At 52.3% G+C, this 2768-nt stretch carries 1 rRNA gene; it reads right to left on the bottom strand.

The features are described from left to right. Positions 1-84: 84 nt before the first annotated feature. Positions 85-2768 (bottom strand): 23S ribosomal RNA (locus tag BLP99_RS26000); the annotation flags it as partial.

The raw sequence follows: 2768 nt of genomic DNA on the forward strand, positions 1-2768 counted from the left end.
AGCACGTTCGAACTTTCGGTTCGTTTCGTCTTCACAACACCGCAATCTGGTCTCTGTCGAGTCGACAGATTGCTTGGGTGTTATATGGTCAAGCCTCACGGGCAATTAGTACAGGTTAGCTCAACGCCTCACAGCGCTTACACACCCTGCCTATCAACGTCGTAGTCTTCGACGGCCCTTCAGGGAGCTCAAGGCTCCAGTGAGATCTCATCTTGAGGCAAGTTTCCCGCTTAGATGCTTTCAGCGGTTATCTTTTCCGAACATAGCTACCCGGCAATGCCACTGGCGTGACAACCGGAACACCAGAGGTTCGTCCACTCCGGTCCTCTCGTACTAGGAGCAGCCCCTCTCAAATCTCAAACGTCCACGGCAGATAGGGACCGAACTGTCTCACGACGTTCTAAACCCAGCTCGCGTACCACTTTAAATGGCGAACAGCCATACCCTTGGGACCGGCTTCAGCCCCAGGATGTGATGAGCCGACATCGAGGTGCCAAACACCGCCGTCGATATGAACTCTTGGGCGGTATCAGCCTGTTATCCCCGGAGTACCTTTTATCCGTTGAGCGATGGCCCTTCCATACAGAACCACCGGATCACTAAGACCTACTTTCGTACCTGCTCGACGTGTCTGTCTCGCAGTCAAGCGCGCTTTTGCCTTTATACTCTACGACCGATTTCCGACCGGTCTGAGCGCACCTTCGTACTCCTCCGTTACTCTTTAGGAGGAGACCGCCCCAGTCAAACTACCCACCATACACTGTCCTCGATCCGGATAACGGACCTGAGTTAGAACCTCAAAGTTGCCAGGGTGGTATTTCAAGGATGGCTCCACGCAGACTGGCGTCCACGCTTCAAAGCCTCCCACCTATCCTACACAAGCAAATTCAAAGTCCAGTGCAAAGCTATAGTAAAGGTTCACGGGGTCTTTCCGTCTAGCCGCGGATACACTGCATCTTCACAGCGATTTCAATTTCACTGAGTCTCGGGTGGAGACAGCGCCGCCATCGTTACGCCATTCGTGCAGGTCGGAACTTACCCGACAAGGAATTTCGCTACCTTAGGACCGTTATAGTTACGGCCGCCGTTTACCGGGGCTTCGATCAAGAGCTTCGCGTTAGCTAACCCCATCAATTAACCTTCCGGCACCGGGCAGGCGTCACACCCTATACGTCCACTTTCGTGTTTGCAGAGTGCTGTGTTTTTAATAAACAGTCGCAGCGGCCTGGTATCTTCGACCGGCGTGGGCTTACGCAGCAAGTGCTTCACCCTCACCGGCGCACCTTCTCCCGAAGTTACGGTGCCATTTTGCCTAGTTCCTTCACCCGAGTTCTCTCAAGCGCCTTGGTATTCTCTACCCAACCACCTGTGTCGGTTTGGGGTACGGTTCCTGGTTATCTGAAGCTTAGAAGCTTTTCTTGGAAGCATGGCATCAACCACTTCGTCACCCAGAGGGTAACTCGTCATCAGCTCTCGGCCTTGAAACCCCGGATTTACCTAAGATTTCAGCCTACCACCTTAAACTTGGACAACCAACGCCAAGCTGGCCTAGCCTTCTCCGTCCCTCCATCGCAATAACCAGAAGTACAGGAATATTAACCTGTTTTCCATCGACTACGCTTTTCAGCCTCGCCTTAGGGACCGACTAACCCTGCGTCGATTAACGTTGCGCAGGAAACCTTGGTCTTTCGGCGTGGGTGTTTTTCACACCCATTGTCGTTACTCATGTCAGCATTCGCACTTCTGATACCTCCAGCAAGCTTCTCAACTCACCTTCACAGGCTTACAGAACGCTCCTCTACCGCATCACTTACGTGATACCCGTAGCTTCGGTGTATGGTTTGAGCCCCGTTACATCTTCCGCGCAGGCCGACTCGACTAGTGAGCTATTACGCTTTCTTTAAAGGGTGGCTGCTTCTAAGCCAACCTCCTAGCTGTCTAAGCCTTCCCACATCGTTTCCCACTTAACCATAACTTTGGGACCTTAGCTGACGGTCTGGGTTGTTTCCCTTTTCACGACGGACGTTAGCACCCGCCGTGTGTCTCCCATGCTCGGCACTTGTAGGTATTCGGAGTTTGCATCGGTTTGGTAAGTCGGGATGACCCCCTAGCCGAAACAGTGCTCTACCCCCTACAGTGATACATGAGGCGCTACCTAAATAGCTTTCGAGGAGAACCAGCTATCTCCGAGCTTGATTAGCCTTTCACTCCGATCCACAGGTCATCCGCTAACTTTTCAACGGTAGTCGGTTCGGTCCTCCAGTCAGTGTTACCTAACCTTCAACCTGCCCATGGATAGATCGCCCGGTTTCGGGTCTATTCCCAGCGACTAGACGCCCTATTAAGACTCGCTTTCGCTACGCCTCCCCTATTCGGTTAAGCTCGCCACTGAAAATAAGTCGCTGACCCATTATACAAAAGGTACGCAGTCACCCAACAAAGTGGGCTCCCACTGCTTGTACGCATACGGTTTCAGGATCTATTTCACTCCCCTCTCCGGGGTTCTTTTCGCCTTTCCCTCACGGTACTAGTTCACTATCGGTCAGTCAGTAGTATTTAGCCTTGGAGGATGGTCCCCCCATATTCAGACAAAGTTTCTCGTGCTCCGTCCTACTCGATTTCACTTCTAAGATCCTTTCGCGTACAGGGCTATCACCCACTATGGCCGCACTTTCCAGAGCGTTCCGCTAAAATCAAAGAAGCTTAAGGGCTAGTCCCCGTTCGCTCGCCACTACTAAGGGAATCTCGGTTGATTTCTTTTCCTCAGG

Origin of the sequence: Pseudomonas sp. NFACC32-1, from assembly GCF_900101215.1 — a bacterium.
Lineage (GTDB): Bacteria > Pseudomonadota > Gammaproteobacteria > Pseudomonadales > Pseudomonadaceae > Aquipseudomonas.